Annotated in this window: 1 protein-coding gene; it reads right to left on the bottom strand. The window is 52.4% G+C overall.

Annotated features, from left to right (window positions below):
- Nucleotides 1-52: 52 nt before the first annotated feature.
- Nucleotides 53-757: an IS6-like element IS26 family transposase gene (locus ABN099_RS19005; protein WP_001067855.1), complete on the bottom strand. Its 705-nt coding sequence runs from the start codon at nt 755-757 to the stop codon at nt 53-55.
- Nucleotides 758-820: the final 63 nt, after the last annotated feature.

Raw genomic sequence — 820 nt, forward strand, 5'->3', positions numbered from 1 at the left:
GGCACTGTTGCAAAGTTAGCGATGAGGCAGCCTTTTGTCTTATTCAAAGGCCTTACATTTCAAAAACTCTGCTTACCAGGCGCATTTCGCCCAGGGGATCACCATAATAAAATGCTGAGGCCTGGCCTTTGCGTAGTGCACGCATCACCTCAATACCTTTGATGGTGGCGTAAGCCGTCTTCATGGATTTAAATCCCAGCGTGGCGCCGATTATCCGTTTCAGTTTGCCATGATCGCATTCAATCACGTTGTTCCGGTACTTAATCTGTCGGTGTTCAACGTCAGACGGGCACCGGCCTTCGCGTTTGAGCAGAGCAAGCGCGCGACCATAGGCGGGCGCTTTATCCGTGTTGATGAATCGCGGGATCTGCCACTTCTTCACGTTGTTGAGGATTTTACCCAGAAACCGGTATGCAGCTTTGCTGTTACGACGGGAGGAGAGATAAAAATCGACAGTGCGGCCCCGGCTGTCGACGGCCCGGTACAGATACGCCCAGCGGCCATTGACCTTCACGTAGGTTTCATCCATGTGCCACGGGCAAAGATCGGAAGGGTTACGCCAGTACCAGCGCAGCCGTTTTTCCATTTCAGGCGCATAACGCTGAACCCAGCGGTAAATCGTGGAGTGATCGACATTCACTCCGCGTTCAGCCAGCATCTCCTGCAGCTCACGGTAACTGATGCCGTATTTGCAGTACCAGCGTACGGCCCACAGAATGATGTCACGCTGAAAATGCCGGCCTTTGAATGGGTTCATGTGCAGCTCCATCAGCAAAAGGGGATGATAAGTTTATCACCACCGACTATTTGCAACAGTGCC

The sequence above is a fragment of the Proteus hauseri genome, from assembly GCF_040139125.1.
GTDB lineage: Bacteria > Pseudomonadota > Gammaproteobacteria > Enterobacterales > Enterobacteriaceae > Proteus > Proteus hauseri_B.

What these genes read in the sequence shown, in the direction of transcription:
- ABN099_RS19005 (WP_001067855.1), bottom strand. Translation starts at nt 757, where the DNA reads ATGAACCCATTCAAAGGCCGGCATTTTCAGCGTGACATCATTCTGTGG.